The following is a 19,268-nucleotide window of genomic DNA, read 5'->3' as shown; positions in this document are numbered from 1 at the left end:
GCGGGCCTTTTTTGCGTTTGGCTCATGCCGTTTCTGTAGCGCGTAAGCGAGTTTTTTCCTGGGATTCAGCCCAGTTTTCCGGCAGGTTGATGTAATCCACCAGCTCACGCAGGCGGCCCTGATTACGGCCATTGAAGTTGAACACCAGCCGCGTCAGATGGCTGAAGTGGGGTTCATCGTGTTCTTCCCCCGCGTAGGCCAGTTGATGGAAGTCATCACTGAGGCGCAGGTCTGCGAAGGCCGTCTGAATATGCGCCAAGGCGTGATCACTGAGAGGGTGATTCATGCGCACCACAAACTGGCGTTTCAACCAGCGGGTTGAGTGGAAGTTGGCATAGAACTGATTGATTTCATTGACCGCATCTTCGGCGCTATACACAAGACGCAGCAACTTGAGGTCCGTGGGCAGGATGTAGCGGTCGGCTTCCAACTGGCTGCGAATAAAATCCAGGGCGCTTTGCCAGAAATTGCCACCGGGCGCGTCCAGCAGCACCACTGGCACCAACGGGCTCTTGCCGGTCTGGATCAGGGTCAGCACTTCCAGCGCCTCGTCCAGGGTACCGAAGCCTCCTGGGCATAGCACCAGGCCGTCGGCTTCCTTGACGAAAAACAGCTTGCGGGTAAAGAAAAAGTGAAAGGAGAGCAGGTTGTCCGTGCCATCAATGGTCGGGTTGGCATGTTGCTCGAAGGGCAGCGTGATATTGAATCCCAGGCTGTGCTTCAGACCCGCGCCCTCGTGAGCGGCGGCCATGATGCCGCCGCCGCCGCCGGTAATGACCATCAGGTCCGAGCGCGCGAGCGCGGCGCCGACTTCCCTGGCCAAGGCATAGAGCGGACTTTCCAGCGGTGTGCGTGCGGAGCCGAACACAGTGACCTTGCGGCGCCCCTTGAACTGCTCCAGCACGCGAAACGCATGGTCCAGTTCGTGTATGGCCTTCAAGGTGATTTTGGCGTTCCAGCGGTCACGGTCGTCACGGGCCATGCGTAGCACGGTGAGGATCATGTCACGGTAAAGAGGGATGTTCGGGCTGTCGGGGGCAATCAGGTTGAGTTGCGCGTCGATCTGCTGAGTGAGATCGGTCCCGTTTTCTTGAAAATGACGGAGCAGGAGGTCATTCGGTAGGTCAGGCATTCAACTTCTCCTTCTTCACAGAACCCTGGGTGACGACGAGAGATTCATCGAGACCCCGACACTCATGTGTCGCTGCCTGCCTCGGCATGTCGCCGGACAGGGCATGAAAGTTCGCCGGACCCTCGGGCAGTCGAGGGCGACGAAACCGGCTCTGTATGTTCCTTATGTTTAAAAACCTTTGCACTGCAAGTAACGCGAGGGCAAGCCTCTTTTGCCCTGGAATTGTTACTGGATGACTTGATCATGAGCCCAAAAACTCATGCCTGGCAATCGCTTATTGGGCTTGGCACGGCTAGGCGGGGGGAGGGCGGCAGCGCCGCTGGTCAGCGGCGTGCGGTAAACAACGGTTACTTTTTCTTCGCCGGTGCCGGGCAATCAGATTCCTGAAACTTGACCGACGCCACTGGTCGATTGGTCTTGTTTTCAGTGATTTCATAACGCATCACTGCGCCCTTGGCCATCAGTTCGCGGTAGCCCTTGTTCAGGCAAACGCTCTGGCCCAGCTGAAAATACACGGCCTTGGGGTTGGCGCGCATTTGCTCGGCACGGTCGGGCATCACGCTCAAGTGATCAATCAACTGCATGCCTTCGACGGTGTAGGCCACTTCCAGGGTTTTCTCGTCAATTTCCCGGGGCAGGTCTTTGTTACTTTCCGTCGCCACGCTTTGCAGCTTCTTGTTCATTTGCAGCTCCAGCAAGGAAGCTGCCTGGGCGCCCAGAGGCAAAACCAGCGCCAAGGCGGCGGTCGGGGCGGCAAGGCGCAACATAAGACGCAGCATGAAACTCTCCTGATTCGGTTACTGGTCCATAGACCCGTCACTGCGCTGTGCGTTCAGTGACGCAAGATTATAGGTGACCCCAGGCCTGTACAGCCAGGCGTATCGGCCGCCAGTGCGATTGCTCGCCGGCCGCTCTGGTAAACTGCAGCAACTTTTGCCCTTCCCGAGTTCTGCCCGTGTCGATTTCCAGCTTTTTGCAACGGCGTATCCGATGAGCCATGCGGTCTCCCGTTTACGCGCCCAGCGCCTGGCGCGTGCCATCCGACCCTTTGTCGCCCGCGGATCCCGCGCCGAGCGCTGCGCGGGATGCCGGGTCATTCCTGAATACTGCCTGTGCGCCTGGCGTCCCAAGGTCCAGGCCAAATCCGCTGTGTGCCTGCTGATGCACGATGTCGAACCGATGAAACCGAGCAATACCGGCTGGCTGATTGCCGATGTGGTGGGGGATACCACGGCGTTTGCCTGGTCGCGGACGGAAGTCGACCCCGAGTTGCTGACCTTGCTGGCCGACCCGCAATGGCAGCCGTATATCGTCTTTCCCGGAGAATTTGTCGCGCCTGAACGAGTGGTCAGCGAGGTCAAGCTTGAGCAGGGCAAACGTCCGCTGTTTATTCTGCTGGATGGCACCTGGAGCGAGGCACGCAAGATGTTTCGCAAGAGTCCGTACCTGGAGCATTTGCCGGTACTGAGCCTGGCGCCCGAGCAATTGTCTCGTTATAAGCTGCGTCGCTCGAAGCGGGACGATCATTTCTGCACCGCCGAAGTGGCGGCCCTGTGTCTGGAGCTGGCCAGTGATCAGCCGGCGAGTGAAGTCTTGGATGCCTACCTGGATGTGTTCAGCACTCACTACCTGGCGGCCAAGTTCCTGTTGCCTCTGGACCCGGACGACGCTGTCCATGCCCGGCTGGCGCCTTATCTATAGCGCTTATGACCAGACGACGTTTGCATGATGGCACTGTAGGCCTTCAGCCCGCTAAAATGCTCTCTGGTGGAACGCTTGACCGCCCAGGCCGTGCTGGGCATGCTTGGCGCCGATTAGGGCGCCGTCGCAGATTTGAGACGTCTTTTTTGCGCTTTTGCTAGTTAACGTGCTCTTGGGTGACAACCTCCTGGCTGGCACCTTGTGCGTTGGTGAGTACTGAACCCATCGGTACTCCCATAAAAACAGGATCATTTAATAAATGGCCACATACGAAATCCTGATTGCCGATGACCATCCCCTGTTTCGCAGCGCTTTGCATCAGGCCGTCACGTTGGGGCTGGGCGCGGACGTTCGACTGGTTGAAGTCGCCAGCATCGCTGAACTGGAAACCCGTCTGACCGAAAAACCTGATTGGGACCTGGTCTTGCTGGATCTGAATATGCCCGGCGCCTATGGTTTCTCGGGCCTGGTGCTGCTGAGAGGGCAATACCCGCAGATTCCGGTGGTGATGGTTTCAGCCCAAGAGGAAGCGTCGGTGGTGGTGCGCTCCAGGGAATTCGGCGCGAGTGGTTTCATTCCAAAATCGAGTGCCATGGAAGACATCCAGAAAGCCGTGCGCACGGTGCTGGATGGGGATGTTTCCTGGCCGCCCCAGGCCTTTGAAGAGATCAATGTCTCCGATGAAGCCAAGGCTGCGCGTGACGGTCTGGCCAGCCTGACGCCCCAGCAGTTCCGGGTGTTGACCATGGTCTGCGAAGGCTTGTTGAACAAGCAGATTGCCTATGAACTGAGCGTGTCTGAAGCCACTATCAAGGCTCACGTGACAGCCATTTTCCGCAAGCTCGGGGTGCGTACACGTACCCAGGCTGCACTGCTCCTGCAACAGCTTGAGTCAATTTCGCAGCAATAGGACGGTATTCGTTCACGTTTTTTTGACTGTGATTACTCTAGTTTCCCCACACCTTTTTGCTCAGTTGCCTACTCTATGTCGCCTTTCAAAGGTCAAACCGGTATCAAACGTATTTTCAACGCGGGGGGCTATTCTCTGGATGGTCTGCGTGCGGCTTTCACTGGCGAGGCGGCTTTTCGTCAGTTGGTGTTGCTCAACGCAATCCTGATTCCGTTGAGCTTTTTCCTGAATGTCAGTCGCGTAGAGCGCGCCTTGTTGATTGCCGTATGCCTGTTGGCGTTGATTGTCGAGTTGCTCAACTCGGCAGTGGAAGCGGCGATTGACCGCATTTCCCTGGATCGCCATCCCCTGTCGAAAAACGCCAAGGACATGGGCAGCGCCGCGCAGTTTGTGGCATTGACCATGATTACCCTGGTGTGGGCGGTAATCCTGATCTAGGCAATGTTCGGCAGCACGATCTCGTCGCTGCGCTGCACCCCGGCGGTGAACGCGCGGCACAGCTCGAGGAATTCGCGCATGGCCGAGGTCTGGTATTTCTGTTTGTGCCAGATGAAGTAAAACTGCCGGGCCAGGTCCAGGTCCGGCGTTTCCACGGGCACCAGGCTGCCACGCCGAAATGCATCCCGTAGCGCCAGCCGGGAAATGCAGCCGATCCCCAATCCCGACTCCACCGCACGCTTGATCGCTTCGGTGTGTTCCAGTTCCAGGCGGATATTCAGTGCGCTGCGATGATGACGCATGGCCTGATCGAACGTCAGGCGGGTGCCGGAACCTTGTTCCCGCAGGATCCAGGCTTCATGGGTCAATGCTTCCATGGTTGCCTGGCCACGCTGGGCCAGCGGGTGCTGCGGCGCGCAAAACACCACCAACTCATCTTCGACCCAGGTTTGCACCTCGATATCCGGGTGGCTGCAGTCGCCTTCGATTAGACCCAGATCAATTTCGTAATGTGCCACCTGATGCACGATATGCGCAGTGTTCTGCACGTGCAGCTTCACCTGGCTCTCTGGATGCTGCTGCATAAAGCTGCCGATCAGCAACGTGGCCAGATAATTGCCGATGGTCAAGGTCGCCCCGACCGCCAGGGAGCCGAAGCCGGACTTGCCGTTGAGCAGGTCTTCGATTTCCTTGGCCTGGTCCAGCAGTGCCACCGCTTGAGGCAGCAGCTGGCGACCGAGCGCGTTGAGGCTCAGGCGTTTGCCGGCACGGTCGAACAATTGACAGCTGGATTGACGCTCCAGCTCGGTAATCGAGGTGCTGGCGGCGGATTGCGATAAGGCCAGAAGGCCAGCAGCGCGCGAGACGCTTTCCTGCTGGGCGACGGCGACGAAGACTTGCAGTTGACGGAGAGTAAATCGCATATCGATATAACCGATAACCCTTATCTTAATAATTCAGTTAACAGATATTGTCGCCGCCATTAGAATGCTGTGCAATTGCGTACCTATCATTTGGCGCAGACCCATCTCCAGGAGTCCCACGTACATGAGCAACATGAACCACGAGCGTGTCCTCAGTGTTCATCACTGGAACGACACTCTGTTCAGCTTCAAGTGCACCCGCGATCCGGGCCTGCGCTTCGAGAACGGTCAGTTCGTGATGATCGGCCTGCAGCAGCCCAACGGCCGCCCGCTCATGCGCGCCTATTCCATTGCCAGCCCGAACTGGGAAGAGCATCTGGAGTTTTTCAGCATCAAGGTGCCGGATGGCCCGCTGACTTCCCAATTGCAGCACTTGAAGGAAGGCGACGAGATCATCATCAGCAAAAAACCGACCGGCACCCTGGTGCTGGACGACCTGAAGCCGGGCAAACATCTGTACCTGCTCAGCACCGGTACCGGTCTGGCGCCGTTTATGAGCGTGATCCAGGATCCGGAAACCTACGAGCGTTTCGAAAAGGTGATCCTGTGCCACGGCGTGCGTTACGTCAACGAAGTCGCCTACCGCGAGTTCATCACCGAGCACCTGCCGCAGAACGAGTTCTTCGGCGAGGCCTTGCGTGACAAGTTGATCTACTACCCGACCGTGACCCGCGAGCCGTTCGAGAACGAAGGCCGGCTGACCGACCTGATGCGCAGCGGCAAGCTGTTCAGCGATATCGGCCTGCCGCCGATCAATCCCGAGGATGACCGCGCCATGCTGTGCGGCAGTCCGAGCATGCTCGATGAAACCAGCGAAGTGTTGAACAGCTTCGGCCTGAAGGTTTCGCCGCGGATGCGTGAACCGGGTGATTACCTGATCGAACGAGCGTTCGTCGAGAAATAAACGCCGATCAAAAAATGTGGGAGCGGGCTTGCTCGCGATAGCGGTGTACCAGTCGATAAATTCGTTGACTGACACTCCGTCATCGCGAGCAAGCCCGCTCCCACATTGGGTTTGCGGTTTTATTCAGTTGGAATGACTTCCAGCACACAAATCATCCCGGCCTCGGGATAATGCCAACGCACATCTACATCCCAGAACTGCGCGCCATATTCGCGTTCAGGCCCGGGCGTCTGGTACGCCGGCCGCGGATCCTGTGCCAGGCACTGTTCAATCAGCTCCACCAACGGCTCGCCAAGACGCTGAGCATGGGTGTGAGCCTGTTTCAGGGCGGTCTTCAGCCACTGCACGGGAATCAGTGCCGGCGCGGCGCTGGCGATGCTATTGGTCGCGCTATCGATGATATCGGCGTACGGCACATACGGCTTGATATCGAGAATCGGCGTGCCATCGAGCAAATCTATCCCGGAAACCCACAGCCGGCCGGCTTCTACCTTGTCCAGCTTCACCACCGACTGGCCAATGCCGTTCGGGCGATGGGTGGCGCGGGTGGCAAACACGCCCATGGACTTGTTGCCGCCCAGGCGCGGCGGACGCACCTTCAATCGCGGTTTGTCTTCCAGGGCCTGATGGAACAGAAACAGCAGCCACACATGGCTGACCTGCTCCAGGCCCTCGACCGCCTCGCTTTGATCGAACGGTGTCACCAGTTCCAGCACGCCACGGGCAGCGGGCGCCAGTTGTGGCTGGCGCGGGATGGCGAACTTCTCCTTGAAGCAGGAGCGCACGAAGCCGATGGGGGAAACGTTATAGGCCATTACTGGAGTCTCAAGTGGCAAGCTTGCAGCTTGAAGTCACATGCTACACGCCACAAGCTTTTAACTTGCCGCTTGAAGCTTGCAGCCGCTTCTTAAGCTCTGACGCGCAGCGTCAGCCCCTTGAGGAAGTTACGCAGCAATTGGTCGCCACAGGTGCGGTAGTTGGTGTGGCCGAACTTTCGAAACAATGCGCTCAGTTCAGGCTTGGACACCGGGAACTCGGCTGCCTTGAGGATGGCGTGCATGTCGTCTTCCTTGAGTTCGAAGGCCACACGCAGTTTCTTGAGGATGATGTTGTTGGTCACTGGCGTTTCAATCGGCTGCGGTGGACGGCTTTCATCCTTGCCGCGCTTGAAGATCACCAGGCCATCGAGGAAATGCGCCATGACTTCGTCAGGGCAAAATACAAAACCCTCTTCCTCGTCCTTCTTGAGGTAGGTCAGCAGGTCGTCCTTGGTGACTTCCATGCCGCCGAGCTTGATGATTTCGACCATCTTGTTGTCACTGATGTCGAGCATGTAGCGCACACTGCGCAGTACGTCGTTGTGAATCATTTGGGCAATCCTGGTATTCAGCTGTGGACACCGCCCGGAGAGGCGATGTCGAGAGATAGAGCGAGTTAGAACTTTTCTTTGCCGGACAGATAACGCCATTGGCCCAGCGGCACCTTCCCGATGGAGACGCCGCCAATGCGGATGCGGCGAATGGCAACGACCTTCAAGCCAATGGCTTCGCAGAACAGGGCAATCACTCCCGGCTGCGGGTTTTTCAAGGCAAAGCGCAGGCGGTTCTCGTTTTGCCAGCTGGCTTTCACCGCCGGCAGCTCGCGGCCTTTGTACATCAGGCCGTGGGCGAGACGGTTGAGGCCGTGTTCCGCCACATCGCCGGACACTTCGACGATGTATTCCTGCTCGATCTTGGCGGCGTCGGCCGTCAGCTTGCGCAGGATTTTCCAGTCCTGGGTAAACACCAACAACCCGCTGGCCTTGGCTTGCAGGTCGGCGCTGGCGGTCAATCGCAGGAAATGGCCTTTGAGCGGACGCTTGCTGAAGCGATGTTCCGGCGACAAGGTCTCGGCGCTCAAGGATTGCATCGCGCTCTCGATATCCATTCCTGCGGGTGCATTCAGCAGGATAGTCACAGGTTCGGGAGGCGTGGCCTTGGCGTCGGGATCAAGTTCGACTTTTTGTGTCGAGACCTTGAACTGTGGCTCGTCGATCACTTCTCCATCCACCGAGACCCAGCCACCTTCGATGAACAGCTCGGCCTCCCGACGGGAGCAGCCGACCAGCTCGATGAGGCGTTTGGAAAGGCGTATGGGGTCAGTCATGACAAGGGCCGTAACAAAAAGGGGGCGGCTATTGTACCTGTGTGGAGTCGGTTAAGCCCGGCTCCATTTCATTTAGCCGCGTTGCGTTTGCGCCCGCTCCTGGCGCAAACGCATGTGCAATAACGGATAAGGTTGTCCCATGCCGTCATGCTCCGTACGCCCGATCACTTCAAAGCCTTCCTTGAGATAGAAACCCAGGGCTTGCGGGTTCTGTTCGTTGACGTCCAGTTCGTCGGCGTTCATGCAGTCAACCGCATAGCGCAGCAACTGCCGCCCCAGACCCTGGCCTCGGTGTTGCGGGTCGATGAACAACATTTCGACCTTGCCTGCGGCGACGCCGGCAAACCCGGTGATACGTTGGCGTGAGTCCTTGGTGCAGACCAGCATCACCGAGTCCAGATAACGGGTCAGCACCAGGTTTCTCAACCGCTCGATGTAACTGTCTGGCAAAAAATCATGGGTGGCCCGGACCGAGGCCTCCCAGATTCGAGTCAATTCCGGATAGTCGCTGCTGTTGGGGGTGTGGATAACCGAATGCTGTTCCATGTCCGCGGCTCCTTGCTGCTGTTGGGCAAGACAATAGACCTAAAAAAGCCCCGCATCTTGTCCAGAAGCAGGGCTTTTCCAGTTTTTTACTGCTTAGTCGCGTTTTTGCGCCCAGAGGTCGTATTCATCGGCGTCCGTCACCGTGCACCAGACCTTGTCGCCGGGCTTGAGACCGCTGGCGTCGTCGATAAACACGTTACCGTCAATCTCCGGGGCATCAAAGAAGCAACGGCCCACCGCGCCTTGCTCATCGACTTCATCGATCAGTACTTCGATTTCCTTGCCGATGCGCAGTTGCAGGCGCGCCGAGCTGATGGCCTGTTGATGGGCCATGAAACGCTCCCAACGGTCCTGCTTGACATCATCCGGGACCACCGCGGCGTCCAGCAGGTTGGCGGGGGCGCCTTCCACCGGCGAGTACTGGAAGCAGCCGACGCGGTCCAGTTGGGCTTCGGTCAGCCAGTCCAGCAGGTACTGGAAGTCTTCTTCGGTTTCGCCGGGGAAACCGACGATGAAGGTCGAACGGATGATCAGCTCCGGGCAGATCTGGCGCCAGTTCTTGATCCGCGCCAGGGTCTTGTCTTCGAAGGCCGGGCGTTTCATCGCCTTGAGCACTTTCGGGCTGGCATGCTGGAACGGGATGTCCAGGTACGGCAGGATCTTGCCGGCGGCCATCAACGGGATCAACTCGTCGACGTGCGGGTACGGGTAAACGTAGTGCAGACGTACCCACACACCGAGGCTGCTCAGGGCTTCGCAGAGTTCGGTCATGCGGGTTTTCACCGGCGCGCCGTTCCAGAAGCCGGTGCGGTATTTGACGTCGACGCCATAGGCGCTGGTGTCCTGGGAAATCACCAACAGCTCTTTGACGCCGGACTTGACCAGGCGCTGGGCTTCGTCCAGCACGTCGCCCACCGGGCGACTGACCAGCTTGCCGCGCATCGACGGAATGATGCAGAAGCTGCAGCTGTGGTTGCAGCCTTCGGAAATCTTCAGGTACGCATAATGGCGCGGCGTCAGCTTGATGCCTTGTGGCGGCACCAGATCGATCAACGGGTTGTGATCCTGGCGTGGCGGCACCACATCGTGCACGGCATTAACCACCTGCTCGTACTGTTGCGGGCCGGTCACGGCCAGCACGCTTGGGTGTACGTTGCGGATATTGCCTTCTTCCACACCCATGCAGCCGGTCACAATGACCTTGCCGTTTTCCTTGATGGCTTCGCCGATCACCTCCAACGACTCCGCCTTGGCCGAATCGATGAAACCGCAGGTGTTGACCACCACCACGTCGGCGTCCTGGTAAGTGGACACGACGTCATACCCTTCCATGCGCAGTTGCGTCAGGATGCGTTCGGAGTCGACCAGAGCCTTCGGGCAACCCAGGGATACAAAGCCAACCTTGGGGTTGGCTTTTGCGATGGTGGTGGACATGTCTAACCTCGGTATTGAATGACGCCGCCAGTCGTGCACGAACAGGCGGCGGACGGGCACTTGGCGTGCCTCTGATCAAAAAGTGCGCAATTCTAGCGACGGCAGCCGTACTTGACCAGCTTTATGCAGGGAAAAACGACGAGTGCTGCGTTATGCTTCGCGCCGCTGTACCAGGCGAATGCTGTTGGTCAACAATTCAACTGTTACTAGAAGTAAAGCAGTGCATGCTGTGGACCGCTCCGGCGCTCGTTCGCGCACGCGTTGTTTATATCGGGCCTCAGGGCAAAGGGCGGGAGTGGTAGATGGGTCAGGCAAGCAGTCAGGCAACAAGTGCCGAGCATTCCAGTGCAAGGCCGATCGGCATGCTGGTGGCAGCCGTCGGGGTGGTCTACGGCGATATCGGCACCAGCCCGCTCTACACCCTCAAAGAGGTGTTTTCCGGTGGTTACGGGGTTCAGGTCAACCATGACGGCGTGCTGGGGATCCTGGCGCTGATCTTCTGGTCACTGATCTGGGTGGTCTCGATCAAATACATGCTGTTCGTGCTGCGTGCCGACAACCAGGGCGAAGGCGGCATCATGGCCCTGACAGCGCTGGCCCGCAGAGCGGCGGGCAACCACCCGCGTTTGCGGGGTTTTCTGGTGGTCTGCGGTTTGTGCGGAGCGGCGCTGTTTTACGGTGACAGCATGATCACCCCGGCGATTTCCGTGTTGTCGGCGATTGAAGGCCTGGAGCTGGCGTTCGACGGCCTGGAGCGTTGGGTGGTGCCCGTGGCGCTGGTGGTGCTGGTGGCGCTGTTTTTGATCCAGAAGCACGGCACTGACCATATCGGCAAGTTGTTCGGGCCCGTGATGGTGATCTGGTTCCTGGTGCTGGCTGGGCTCGGGGTTCGCGGTATCCTCACGCATCCCGAAGTGTTGAGCGCGGTTAACCCGGTTTGGGCGGTGCGTTTCTTCGTGGTGCACCCAGGGATCGGCGTGGCCATTCTCGGTGCCGTGGTGCTGGCGCTGACCGGTGCCGAGGCGCTGTACGCGGACATGGGGCACTTCGGCCGCAAGCCGATCGCCCGGGCCTGGTTCCTGCTGGTGTTACCGGCATTGATGCTCAACTACTTCGGGCAGGGCGCCCTGTTGCTGGGAGACCCGCAGGCGGCGCGCAACCCGTTCTACCTGCTGGCGCCGAGCTGGGCGCTGCTGCCATTGGTGGTGCTGTCGACGCTGGCGACTGTGATCGCCTCTCAGGCCGTGATCTCCGGTGCGTTCTCGCTGACACGCCAGGCAATCCAGCTCGGTTACATCCCGCGTATGCACATTCAGCACACCTCCAGTGCCGAGCAGGGACAGATCTATATCGGCGCGGTGAACTGGTCGCTGATGGTCGGCGTGATTCTGCTGGTGCTGGGCTTCGAGTCCTCGGGCGCGCTGGCGTCGGCCTACGGCGTGGCGGTAACCGGGACCATGCTGATGACGACAATTCTGGTTTCGGCCGTGATGTTGCTGTTGTGGAAATGGCCTCCGGTACTGGCGGTGCCGGTGCTGCTGGGTTTCCTGCTGGTGGATGCGCTGTTTTTCGCGGCCAACGTACCAAAGGTCGTGCAGGGCGGCGCCTTTCCAGTGCTGGCGGGGATTGTACTGTTTGTATTGATGACCACCTGGAAGCGCGGCAAACAGTTATTGGTGGAGCGTCTGGATGAAGGTGGCCTGCCGTTGCCGGTCTTTATCGGCAGCATCCGTCTACAGCCGCCGCACCGTGTGCAGGGTACCGCCGTGTTCCTCACTGCACGGCCGGATGCGGTGCCCCATGCCTTGTTGCACAACTTGTTGCATAACCAGGTGCTGCACGAGCAAGTCGTGTTGCTGACGGTGGTCTACGAAGACATTCCGCGCGTCCCCGTCGAGCGGCGTTTCGAGGTCGACGCGTACGGTGAAGGGTTCTTCCGGGTGATCCTGCACTTTGGTTTTACCGATGAGCCGGATGTGCCGCAAGCGCTCAAGTTGTGTCATCTGGACGCGCTGGACTTTACGCCGATGCGTACCACTTACTTCTTAAGCCGCGAGACCGTGATCGCTTCCAAGCTCGAAGGCATGGCGCGCTGGCGGGAAGGGTTGTTCGCGTTCATGCTCAAGAACGCCAACGGCAACCTGCGCTTCTTCAAGTTGCCGGTGAACCGGGTGATCGAGTTGGGCACGCAGGTAGAAATGTAGGGGGCAGTTGCAAGCTGCAAGTGGAGAGATGTTCTTCTCTGCTTGCCGCTTGCCGCTGCTTCACTGCCTTTTTTCGATAATGTCCACGAGCCGCTTGGCCAGCGCCGGGTAGTTTTCATCGAAGTGATGGCCGCCGGGCAGCTTCAGGGCTTCGCCCACCGCAGTCTTGTCGGTGCAACCGCTCTCGTCGGCTTCTTCCGCGCCATAGATGCACACCACTTTGGCCGCCGGCAGCTTGGCCATTTCCGGACCGGTGGCGGCTTCCTTGCCGGCGTTGCCCAGCCAGCCTTCGACTTCGATCTCAAAGCTGCCGGTGCGGGCAAAGGCCAGCAGAATGATTGCATTGACGCGCTGCTGTTCGGTTTCCGGCAGGCGATTGTAGATGGCCGGCAGAACGTCGGCACCGAACGAATAACCGGTCAGTACGAAGCGTTTGGTGCCCCATTTCTGCCGGTAGTGTTGCATCAGTTCGGTCAGGTCTTTCGCGCTTTGTTCCGGGGACTTGTGCTGCCAGTAATAGCGCAGGGTATCGATGCCGACGACCGGGTAGCCGATCTTGGCCATTTCCCCGGCCACGTCGCGGTCCAGGTCACGCCAGCCACCGTCGCCGGAAAGGAACAGGGTCACGGTGTCCCTGGTTTCGCCTGCCGGCACTTCCACCACCGGGATCGCCAGGCCGCCGTTGTCCGAACCGACCAATTGTTTGCGCAGCTCGTTGTTCAGCACCTGCGGATAGTGAATGTCATAGTCGCTGATGCTGGTGGTTGCGCCCGGCGTATCGCGTACGAAGCTGGCACTTTCATCGTCAGGGTTATCGTTCCACGCCACCAGCCAATGGCCGTGGGCTGCGGTTTTTGGCAACGGGTCCGCGCAGCCTTCCTGCGCCAGGGTGAAGCCGACCGAGATCGCGTTGGCGTTGTCGTCGGTTTGCCCCGCCAGCCAGCGCCAGGCCAGCGCGGCGCCAGGGCCGATACCGCTGACGAGTGTGGCCGGACCTTGAAGTTGGCCAAGGGCGGTGTGCAAGGCTTGCTCCTGCAGTTTGCAATCGCCCTTGGGTAGAGTCACCTGCACGATTTGCGCGGCAGCGCTCTGGCTGAGGGCAATCAATTGATTGTCGCTCAACACGGCGTCAGGCATTACCGCTACGGCCACCCGGGCCTTGACCGTGGTGCCGGGGGTGACGCGGGTCAGCGCCGAGCCATCGGCCTGGGGCAGTTGCTCCAGGACCGGCAGTGGCGCGGGGCGATTCCAGTACCAGTAGCCGCCACCCAGAATCAGGGCCAGCACCACCAACAATGCCAATACATACCGCCAGGCGCGTCGAATCATCAGCGTTTCACCAATCCAGTCAAGCCGCCCGCGATCAGGGCGGCGGTATCGGCCAGTGCCACCAGTGGATCAAGTCCGGCGGGCACAGCCATGTAACGAGGTTCCCAGTCGGGCTGGAACTTGTCTTTGAAGCGGCGCAAACCCTGGAAGTTATACAGTTGCTCGCCACGGCGGAACACGATTGAACCCAGGCGCTGAGTCAAGGGGGCGCCGCGTCGTGGCTGCAGGCCCGACAACGGCACCATGCCCAGGCTGAAGCGGGCGTAGCCGTGATTTTTATAGTGTTGAATCAGGCCGATCATCAGGTATTCCATGGTCAGCTTGGGCGCTTCAGGGTGTGCGCGCATCAGGTCGAGACTGGCAAGGTCATGGTTGTAGGTCTCGAGCAGGTTGGCGAAGGCCACCGGGCGCCCTTCAAAGCGAATCACCGCGATACGAAAGTGCTTGAGGTAGTCGTGGCTGAAACGCCCGAGGGAGAAGCCTTTTTCCCGCACGTTTTTACCGGTCAGCCAGGCATCGGAAATGACTTTGAGTTCGTCCATCGGCGCCTGGCCCGGTTCGTGGATTTCCAGGCACAGACCGTCCCGGGTCCCACGATTCCAGGTGTAGCGCAAATCCTTCATTTCCTTGCCCTTGGCCTCCAGGTCAAAGCGCTTGAGGTCGACCCTGGCTTCTTCACCCAATTTGATCGCGGTCAGGCCGATGTCCATATAAAAGGGCAGGTTTTCGGCGCGCACCTGATAGAACACCGGGCGGGCGTGATGGATGTCGCACAGGTCACGGAACTGCCAGATCATTTCGGCGCGCTGCTGCATCGGACCAATCGGATCGTACAGCGCCACCAGGCTGCGCCCGCGACGGGCGTACATCAAAAATGCGTCATCGTTGGGGTGGAACAGCAGCGCCTTGTCGCCGGTCAGCGCCAGGCCGCCATCGGGTTGTGCCGAAGCCATCAGGATTTTGCTGGCGCGCTCCAGTTCTTCGGGTGTCGGCAAGTGAATCACCGGACGAGCCGTGCGCAACAGCCAGGTCAGAGACACAATCACCAGCACCACGGCGGCTCCCAGCAGCGAACGCAGGCCTCGTGGAGCATTGGCGTCGAGCGTGAACTGCCACCACAGTTCATGACTGTAGGGCACGTCCTGATAGGCGAACAGCAACAGCCAGATCGACGCGCCGAGTACACACAGGCTGGCAACCAGATACAGCGGCGAGAAGGGCAGTTCGGTCAAGCGACTTGGGCGGTAAAACGAGCGACGGAAGATCGCCAGCAAGGTGGCGGTCAACGTCATCAAGCTGGCTTCTTCCCAGTCGAAACCCTTGAGCAGCGACAACAGTGCGCCCACCAGCAGCAGGACAATGGTCAGCATCCACGCGGCTGACAAGCGACGACGCAGGCCTTGGGCGAGCAACAGGCAGAGCACGCCGATCAGGCTGGCGCCAAAGTGCGAGGCGTCAATCAGGCGGTGAGGAATCAGGAAGCCGATGTTTTCCAGGCGGGAGTCGATTTCCGGTGTGGCGCCGGAAAACAGCAGCACCACACCGGACAAAAAAACCAGCACCGCCAGCACGGGGGCCGCCAGGCCAGAAGCAACCCGCAGGCTTCGCTGGGCCTGGAACAGGCGCTGGGCTTCGTGGATCAACAGGAAAACACAGGCGATCAACAATGGCAGTACCACATAGATCATTCGGTACAACAAGAGGGCTGCCGCCAGCGGCGCAGCCCCGAGTTTGTTGGCAAAGGCGGCCAGCAGGATCGCTTCAAACACGCCGACGCCACCCGGCACATGGCTGAGCACGCCAGCGGCGAGCGCCAGCAGGTACACCAGCAGAAACGTGCCAAAAGGTGGCGCTTCGGGCAGCAGCATATAAAGCACGGTGGCGGCCGCGGCGACGTCCAGGGCGGTAATGATCAACTGGATTAAGGTCAGGCGGCTGCCCGGCAGACGCAAAGTCCGGCGACCGACCCTGACCAGTAGGTTGTCCGGGTAGGGTTGCTCCGGCAGGCGGCGTCGATAAATGCCGAGGCACAGCGCGACTGTCAACAGCAGCACCACGCCTGCAATACTCCCCAGCAGGCTGGCGGGCAAATGCAGTGCGCTGGCGGCGGCGGGCAAGTTGCTCAGGGTTGCCAGTGCGGCCAGTGGGGGCAGGGCGCACCCCAGGGCCAGGCTGGCGAACACCGTCATACGGGCCACTTCTGGGGCGCCGATACCCTGTCGGGCATACAAGCGATAACGCACCGAACCACCCGACAGCATCGACAGGCCAATCGCATTGCCGATGGCAAACGCGGTAAAGCCACCGTAGGCCAAGGTCTTGGTGGGCAGTTTCACACCGGTATAGCGTGCGCCGGAAAATTCGTAGCCCAGCATAATGATGAAACCCACGACGGCGGCAGCGAATGCGCCCAGCAGGGAAGGCATCGGCACTTCGAGGATCGAATCATGAAGGGCATGCAGGTCCAGCTCGAGCAGCAGGTGCCGGCAGGCAATCAGGGCGATTGCAAACAACAATAAAGTGACCGCCAGCCCGATGGGTTGCCGGTACTTGCTTAACAGATTCAGCCAGCGCAAGCGCGAGGGCGTGATCGGTTGCGGGGCTGTGGACGTATCTTGTGGTTCTGGTGGGTTGGCGCGCATCAATCACCTCGAGGATTGTGCGCGACAGGATGGAGGCATCCGGTCAAGTTACCAATCCCTACGGACAAAAATAATTACAAATTTTAGCGCGAATCACCGGGCCGGCGACAGCACCCGTTGGCTGCGAAAGGGCGTGCCTGGGTAGGCAGGATAGCGTGTGACGGAATGGACTCCATAAACCCATCGCGGTTTCATGAAAAATGCCATGCCGTTGTTTAACAACAACTTTTTCACCGGATACAAAAAAGGCCACTCTTTCGAGCAGCCTTTTTTGATGTTTGGTTGCGGGAGCCGGATTTGAACCGACGACCTTCGGGTTATGAGCCCGACGAGCTACCAGACTGCTCCATCCCGCGTCTGTGGGCGGCATTCTACAGCCCAGCGCCAAGGTGTCAACCGTTAAACGGGGAATAGGTCAAATAAGTGTAAATAAACCGGTATTTGTCATCACCGAGCGCTAAGTGCCCGGTGGGGAAGGTTTTTTGTCAGACGATCTTGGGGAGGGCAAAAACAATCGCGCACAAAAAAGGCCACTCTTTCGAGTAGCCTTTTTTGATATTTGGTTGCGGGAGCCGGATTTGAACCGACGACCTTCGGGTTATGAGCCCGACGAGCTACCAGACTGCTCCATCCCGCGTCTGTGTGTCGGCATTCTACAGAGGATCGCTGTCATGTCAACCGTTGATTCGAAGAAAAGCGCTTGTGGTTCAAATGGTTAGCTCGTCAACGGTACCTGCTTCAGGCATTCGGGCCCAGCCAGGACAAGGCTTCCAGCTCTATTGGGGGCTGCGGTTTGATTGAAGAAATAAATTCAGTACGGCATTTTCCTACCGCTTTATCAGAAGATTCAAAGTACTGGTGCTATATACAGGTGTGAGTGCGATACTGGCATTCCGTTTCTTCCGTTGGCTGGCCAGCTCCTTCTTTTTTATGACGCAGCGCAAAATCATCCACGTCGACTGTGATTGCTTCTACGCCGCCATCGAGATGCGTGACGATCCGACCCTGGCGCAAAAGCCCCTTGCGGTGGGTGGTTCGGCGGACCGGCGGGGCGTGATCGCAACCTGTAACTATGAAGCGCGGGCCTACGGTGTGCGCTCGGCGATGTCCTCCCGCCACGCCTTGAAGCTCTGTCCTGACTTGACCATCGTCAAGCCGCGCATGGATGCCTATAAAGAAGCCTCGAAGGAAATCCAGGCAATCTTCCGTGATTACACTGACCTGATTGAGCCGCTGTCCCTGGACGAAGCCTATCTGGATGTCTCCGATTGCGCGCATTTTGGCGGCAGCGCCACGCGCATTGCCCAGGACATTCGCCGGCGGGTGTCTAATCAACTGCACATCACGGTTTCCGCGGGGGTCGCGCCGAACAAGTTCCTGGCCAAGATCGCCAGTGACTGGAAAAAGCCGAACGGGCTGTTCGTGATCACTCCGGAGCAAGTGGAGGACTTTGTTTCCACGTTGCCGGTGAAAAAGTTGCATGGCGTCGGCAAGGTGACAGCTGACAAGCTGGCGCGGCTTGGGATTGAGGACTGTTTACAGTTGCGGGAATGGACCAAGCTGGCGCTGGTGCGAGAGTTCGGCAGCTTCGGTGAGCGGTTGTGGAGTCTGGCGCGTGGGATTGATGAGCGGCTCGTACAGAATGACAGTCGCCGACAATCCATCAGTGTCGAAAATACCTACGACATTGATCTGCCGGATCTCGCCAGTTGTCTGGAAAAACTCCCCGAACTCATGGAAACCCTGGCCGGGCGCATGCTGCGTATCGACAGCAGCTATCGACCGGGCAAGCCATTTGTCAAAGTGAAGTTTCATGACTTTACCCAGACCACGCTGGAGCAGGCCGGGGCGGGGCGCGACCTGGAGAGTTATCAGCAGTTGCTGAGCCAGGCATTCAATCGGGGCGCAAAACCGGTCAGGTTACTGGGAATTGGCGTGCGTTTGCTGGACTTGAGCGGTGGCAATGAACAGCTGGAGCTGTTCACCCGATAGCCGCAAAAGCACAGTCACCTGGCGCCTGGATCCGCTACCAGCCGCCCACCGTCCCGGGTCAAGGCCTTGAGGAATTCCTGCTGCAATTCGGGATCATTGCGGGTCAGTTCGATCAAGCTCTGTTCCAGTTCGCTGGCTTCTTCTTCCAGGCCCAATTCCGACAAGCGTTTGACCCGGTGCACCCATTGGCTGACTTCATCATCCTCGAGGTCGTCGTAGATCAAGTCGTGGGCTTCCAGCAATTTGCCGCGCAGTGTCTTGCTGATGGCCAGGGATGAGTCCGAATGAACATCGTCCTGGGCATCTTCGATACTGATCTGCAAGGTGCGGACCTGACTCAGGTCTTGTTCGGCGAACGGGCTGTCCAGCAGGTTCAGGCGCAATACGCCGTTGCGGTCAGTGGTCATCTCGTGAGTCTGCCTGCCGGCCTTTACCTGGACCGGTCGCTCGCTCCACGGCAAGCTGGAATACTCCAGGCGCCTGTCGCGCTGGACTTCATCGATAGCCGCCAGGTTCTGTTGCGCGCGGCCGTGGGATGGCACGTTCATGAACGGGTTGAGCCCGGCCACGCCGTAATTGATCCAGTCGTGGGTCATGCTGTCCGGCAGGTGGCCGAGGGCGAAGATATTGGCCACATTGGCGCCGGCCCCCGCCACCACCGCCACCGCGCCGAGCGGGATCTCATAGATTTCCCGCCATGGCTGGTAAGGCGTATAGCGATCATAATGGCGCGTGACTTCAAATTCAGTGACCTCGAAGGTCCGCTGCTCATGAATGCGCACTCGACGTTGCGGCAGCTCAAGTACTTTAGGTTCGCCGACATCGATCTGCAGGCTATGGTCGAGCAATTTGCGCTCGACACGTTCCTCGTGCTCGCTACGTTGCGACATCTGATTGGCGCAGCCGCTGACCAGCAGGGCGCCGCACAAGGCGGCGCCCCCCAGGACTCTGGTGTTTCGCTTGAACAT

17 protein-coding genes and 2 tRNA genes are annotated in these 19,268 nt (G+C 59.1%); 6 read left to right on the top strand and 13 right to left on the bottom strand.

Features of this window, described 5'->3' with window-relative positions; genetic code table 11:
* Positions 1–22: 22 nt before the first annotated feature.
* The gene (locus AC6CIA_RS17810) at positions 23–1,132 is read right to left on the bottom strand and encodes an LOG family protein (protein WP_498313826.1); all 1,110 of its coding nucleotides are present in this window, start codon (positions 1,130–1,132) and stop codon (positions 23–25) included.
* A gap of 347 nt (positions 1,133–1,479) precedes the next feature.
* Positions 1,480–1,911: a PA3611 family quorum-sensing-regulated virulence factor gene (locus AC6CIA_RS17805; protein WP_084381338.1), complete on the bottom strand. Its 432-nt coding sequence runs from the start codon at positions 1,909–1,911 to the stop codon at positions 1,480–1,482.
* A gap of 211 nt (positions 1,912–2,122) precedes the next feature.
* Between AC6CIA_RS17805 and AC6CIA_RS17800 the strand changes: the two genes are divergently transcribed.
* The 3 genes from AC6CIA_RS17800 (at position 2,123) to AC6CIA_RS17790 (ending at position 4,181) form a co-directional block, all read left to right on the top strand.
* Positions 2,123–2,833: a tRNA-uridine aminocarboxypropyltransferase gene (locus tag AC6CIA_RS17800; RefSeq protein WP_498313824.1), complete on the top strand. Its 711-nt coding sequence runs from the start codon at positions 2,123–2,125 to the stop codon at positions 2,831–2,833.
* Positions 2,834–3,092: 259 nt separating this feature from the next.
* Positions 3,093–3,743: a response regulator transcription factor ErdR gene (gene erdR, locus AC6CIA_RS17795; protein ID WP_084381336.1), complete on the top strand. Its 651-nt coding sequence runs from the start codon at positions 3,093–3,095 to the stop codon at positions 3,741–3,743.
* A gap of 75 nt (positions 3,744–3,818) precedes the next feature.
* Positions 3,819–4,181, top strand: coding sequence for a diacylglycerol kinase (locus AC6CIA_RS17790; RefSeq protein ID WP_084381335.1), 363 nt, complete (start codon positions 3,819–3,821; stop codon positions 4,179–4,181).
* Here the strand turns inward: AC6CIA_RS17790 and AC6CIA_RS17785 are convergent.
* Positions 4,178–5,104, bottom strand: a complete 927-nt coding sequence (locus AC6CIA_RS17785; RefSeq protein WP_339532131.1) for a LysR family transcriptional regulator — start codon at positions 5,102–5,104, stop codon at positions 4,178–4,180. The two genes, AC6CIA_RS17790 and AC6CIA_RS17785, sit on opposite strands and share 4 nt — an antisense overlap.
* Before the next feature lie 124 nt (positions 5,105–5,228).
* Between AC6CIA_RS17785 and fpr the strand changes: the two genes are divergently transcribed.
* Positions 5,229–6,008, top strand: a complete 780-nt coding sequence (gene fpr / locus AC6CIA_RS17780) for a ferredoxin-NADP reductase (RefSeq protein WP_003189055.1) — start codon at positions 5,229–5,231, stop codon at positions 6,006–6,008.
* A 119-nt stretch (positions 6,009–6,127) separates the two neighbouring features.
* Here fpr and tsaA read toward each other — a convergent pair whose 3' ends face one another.
* From tsaA to rimO, 5 genes are all read right to left on the bottom strand, one after another.
* Positions 6,128–6,823, bottom strand: coding sequence for a tRNA (N6-threonylcarbamoyladenosine(37)-N6)-methyltransferase TrmO (gene tsaA / locus AC6CIA_RS17775; RefSeq protein ID WP_498313821.1), 696 nt, complete (start codon positions 6,821–6,823; stop codon positions 6,128–6,130).
* A 92-nt stretch (positions 6,824–6,915) separates the two neighbouring features.
* Positions 6,916–7,377, bottom strand: a complete 462-nt coding sequence (locus tag AC6CIA_RS17770; RefSeq protein WP_339532133.1) for a YehS family protein — start codon at positions 7,375–7,377, stop codon at positions 6,916–6,918.
* A gap of 65 nt (positions 7,378–7,442) precedes the next feature.
* Positions 7,443–8,153, bottom strand: a complete 711-nt coding sequence (locus AC6CIA_RS17765; RefSeq protein WP_084381331.1) for an rRNA pseudouridine synthase — start codon at positions 8,151–8,153, stop codon at positions 7,443–7,445.
* A 72-nt stretch (positions 8,154–8,225) separates the two neighbouring features.
* Complete coding sequence (locus tag AC6CIA_RS17760; protein ID WP_498313818.1) at positions 8,226–8,699, bottom strand: GNAT family N-acetyltransferase; 474 nt, start codon at positions 8,697–8,699, stop codon at positions 8,226–8,228.
* A gap of 93 nt (positions 8,700–8,792) precedes the next feature.
* Complete coding sequence (rimO, locus tag AC6CIA_RS17755) at positions 8,793–10,133, bottom strand: 30S ribosomal protein S12 methylthiotransferase RimO (RefSeq protein ID WP_498313816.1); 1,341 nt, start codon at positions 10,131–10,133, stop codon at positions 8,793–8,795.
* Between the two features lie 302 nt (positions 10,134–10,435).
* On the opposite strand from rimO, the gene AC6CIA_RS17750 reads away from it, so the two are divergent.
* Complete coding sequence (locus tag AC6CIA_RS17750) at positions 10,436–12,337, top strand: potassium transporter Kup (protein WP_498313814.1); 1,902 nt, start codon at positions 10,436–10,438, stop codon at positions 12,335–12,337.
* Between the two features lie 60 nt (positions 12,338–12,397).
* Here the strand turns inward: AC6CIA_RS17750 and AC6CIA_RS17745 are convergent, their stop codons facing one another.
* The 4 genes from AC6CIA_RS17745 to AC6CIA_RS17730 all read right to left on the bottom strand — a co-directional run bounded on the left by AC6CIA_RS17745 (position 12,398) and on the right by AC6CIA_RS17730 (position 16,945).
* Entirely contained in the window at positions 12,398–13,666 is a 1,269-nt protein-coding gene (locus AC6CIA_RS17745; protein ID WP_498313812.1) for a virulence factor family protein, read from the bottom strand.
* Positions 13,666–16,308, bottom strand: coding sequence for a bifunctional lysylphosphatidylglycerol flippase/synthetase MprF (gene mprF, locus AC6CIA_RS17740; protein ID WP_498313810.1), 2,643 nt, complete (start codon positions 16,306–16,308; stop codon positions 13,666–13,668). The genes AC6CIA_RS17745 and mprF overlap by 1 nt, the downstream gene beginning before the upstream one ends.
* 279 nt (positions 16,309–16,587) lie before the next feature.
* Positions 16,588–16,664 (bottom strand) — tRNA-Met (locus tag AC6CIA_RS17735).
* 204 nt (positions 16,665–16,868) lie between these two features.
* Positions 16,869–16,945, bottom strand: a tRNA-Met gene (locus tag AC6CIA_RS17730).
* A 293-nt stretch (positions 16,946–17,238) separates the two neighbouring features.
* On the opposite strand from AC6CIA_RS17730, the gene dinB reads away from it, so the two are divergent.
* Positions 17,239–18,300: a DNA polymerase IV gene (gene dinB / locus AC6CIA_RS17725; RefSeq protein WP_498313808.1), complete on the top strand. Its 1,062-nt coding sequence runs from the start codon at positions 17,239–17,241 to the stop codon at positions 18,298–18,300.
* Between the two features lie 14 nt (positions 18,301–18,314).
* Here dinB and AC6CIA_RS17720 read toward each other — a convergent pair whose 3' ends face one another.
* Positions 18,315–19,268, bottom strand: coding sequence for a hypothetical protein (locus AC6CIA_RS17720; RefSeq protein WP_498313806.1), 954 nt, complete (start codon positions 19,266–19,268; stop codon positions 18,315–18,317).

The sequence above is a fragment of the Pseudomonas sp. GQ91 genome (assembly GCF_059758795.1).
This window is presented reverse-complemented; position numbering and strand designations above follow the sequence as displayed.

What these genes read in the sequence shown, in the direction of transcription:
- rimO (WP_498313816.1), bottom strand. Translation starts at nt 10,133, where the DNA reads ATGTCCACCACCATCGCAAAAGCCAACCCCAAGGTTGGCTTTGTATCC.
- AC6CIA_RS17720 (WP_498313806.1), bottom strand. Translation starts at nt 19,268, where the DNA reads ATGTTCAAGCGAAACACCAGAGTCCTGGGGGGCGCCGCCTTGTGCGGC.
- AC6CIA_RS17765 (WP_084381331.1), bottom strand. Translation starts at nt 8,153, where the DNA reads ATGACTGACCCCATACGCCTTTCCAAACGCCTCATCGAGCTGGTCGGC.
- mprF (WP_498313810.1), bottom strand. Translation starts at nt 16,308, where the DNA reads ATGCGCGCCAACCCACCAGAACCACAAGATACGTCCACAGCCCCGCAA.
- tsaA (WP_498313821.1), bottom strand. Translation starts at nt 6,823, where the DNA reads ATGGCCTATAACGTTTCCCCCATCGGCTTCGTGCGCTCCTGCTTCAAG.
- AC6CIA_RS17760 (WP_498313818.1), bottom strand. Translation starts at nt 8,699, where the DNA reads ATGGAACAGCATTCGGTTATCCACACCCCCAACAGCAGCGACTATCCG.
- AC6CIA_RS17770 (WP_339532133.1), bottom strand. Translation starts at nt 7,377, where the DNA reads ATGATTCACAACGACGTACTGCGCAGTGTGCGCTACATGCTCGACATC.
- AC6CIA_RS17805 (WP_084381338.1), bottom strand. Translation starts at nt 1,911, where the DNA reads ATGCTGCGTCTTATGTTGCGCCTTGCCGCCCCGACCGCCGCCTTGGCG.
- AC6CIA_RS17750 (WP_498313814.1), top strand. Translation starts at nt 10,436, where the DNA reads ATGGGTCAGGCAAGCAGTCAGGCAACAAGTGCCGAGCATTCCAGTGCA.
- dinB (WP_498313808.1), top strand. Translation starts at nt 17,239, where the DNA reads ATGACGCAGCGCAAAATCATCCACGTCGACTGTGATTGCTTCTACGCC.
- AC6CIA_RS17800 (WP_498313824.1), top strand. Translation starts at nt 2,123, where the DNA reads ATGAGCCATGCGGTCTCCCGTTTACGCGCCCAGCGCCTGGCGCGTGCC.
- AC6CIA_RS17790 (WP_084381335.1), top strand. Translation starts at nt 3,819, where the DNA reads ATGTCGCCTTTCAAAGGTCAAACCGGTATCAAACGTATTTTCAACGCG.
- AC6CIA_RS17745 (WP_498313812.1), bottom strand. Translation starts at nt 13,666, where the DNA reads ATGATTCGACGCGCCTGGCGGTATGTATTGGCATTGTTGGTGGTGCTG.
- erdR (WP_084381336.1), top strand. Translation starts at nt 3,093, where the DNA reads ATGGCCACATACGAAATCCTGATTGCCGATGACCATCCCCTGTTTCGC.
- AC6CIA_RS17810 (WP_498313826.1), bottom strand. Translation starts at nt 1,132, where the DNA reads ATGCCTGACCTACCGAATGACCTCCTGCTCCGTCATTTTCAAGAAAAC.
- fpr (WP_003189055.1), top strand. Translation starts at nt 5,229, where the DNA reads ATGAGCAACATGAACCACGAGCGTGTCCTCAGTGTTCATCACTGGAAC.
- AC6CIA_RS17785 (WP_339532131.1), bottom strand. Translation starts at nt 5,104, where the DNA reads ATGCGATTTACTCTCCGTCAACTGCAAGTCTTCGTCGCCGTCGCCCAG.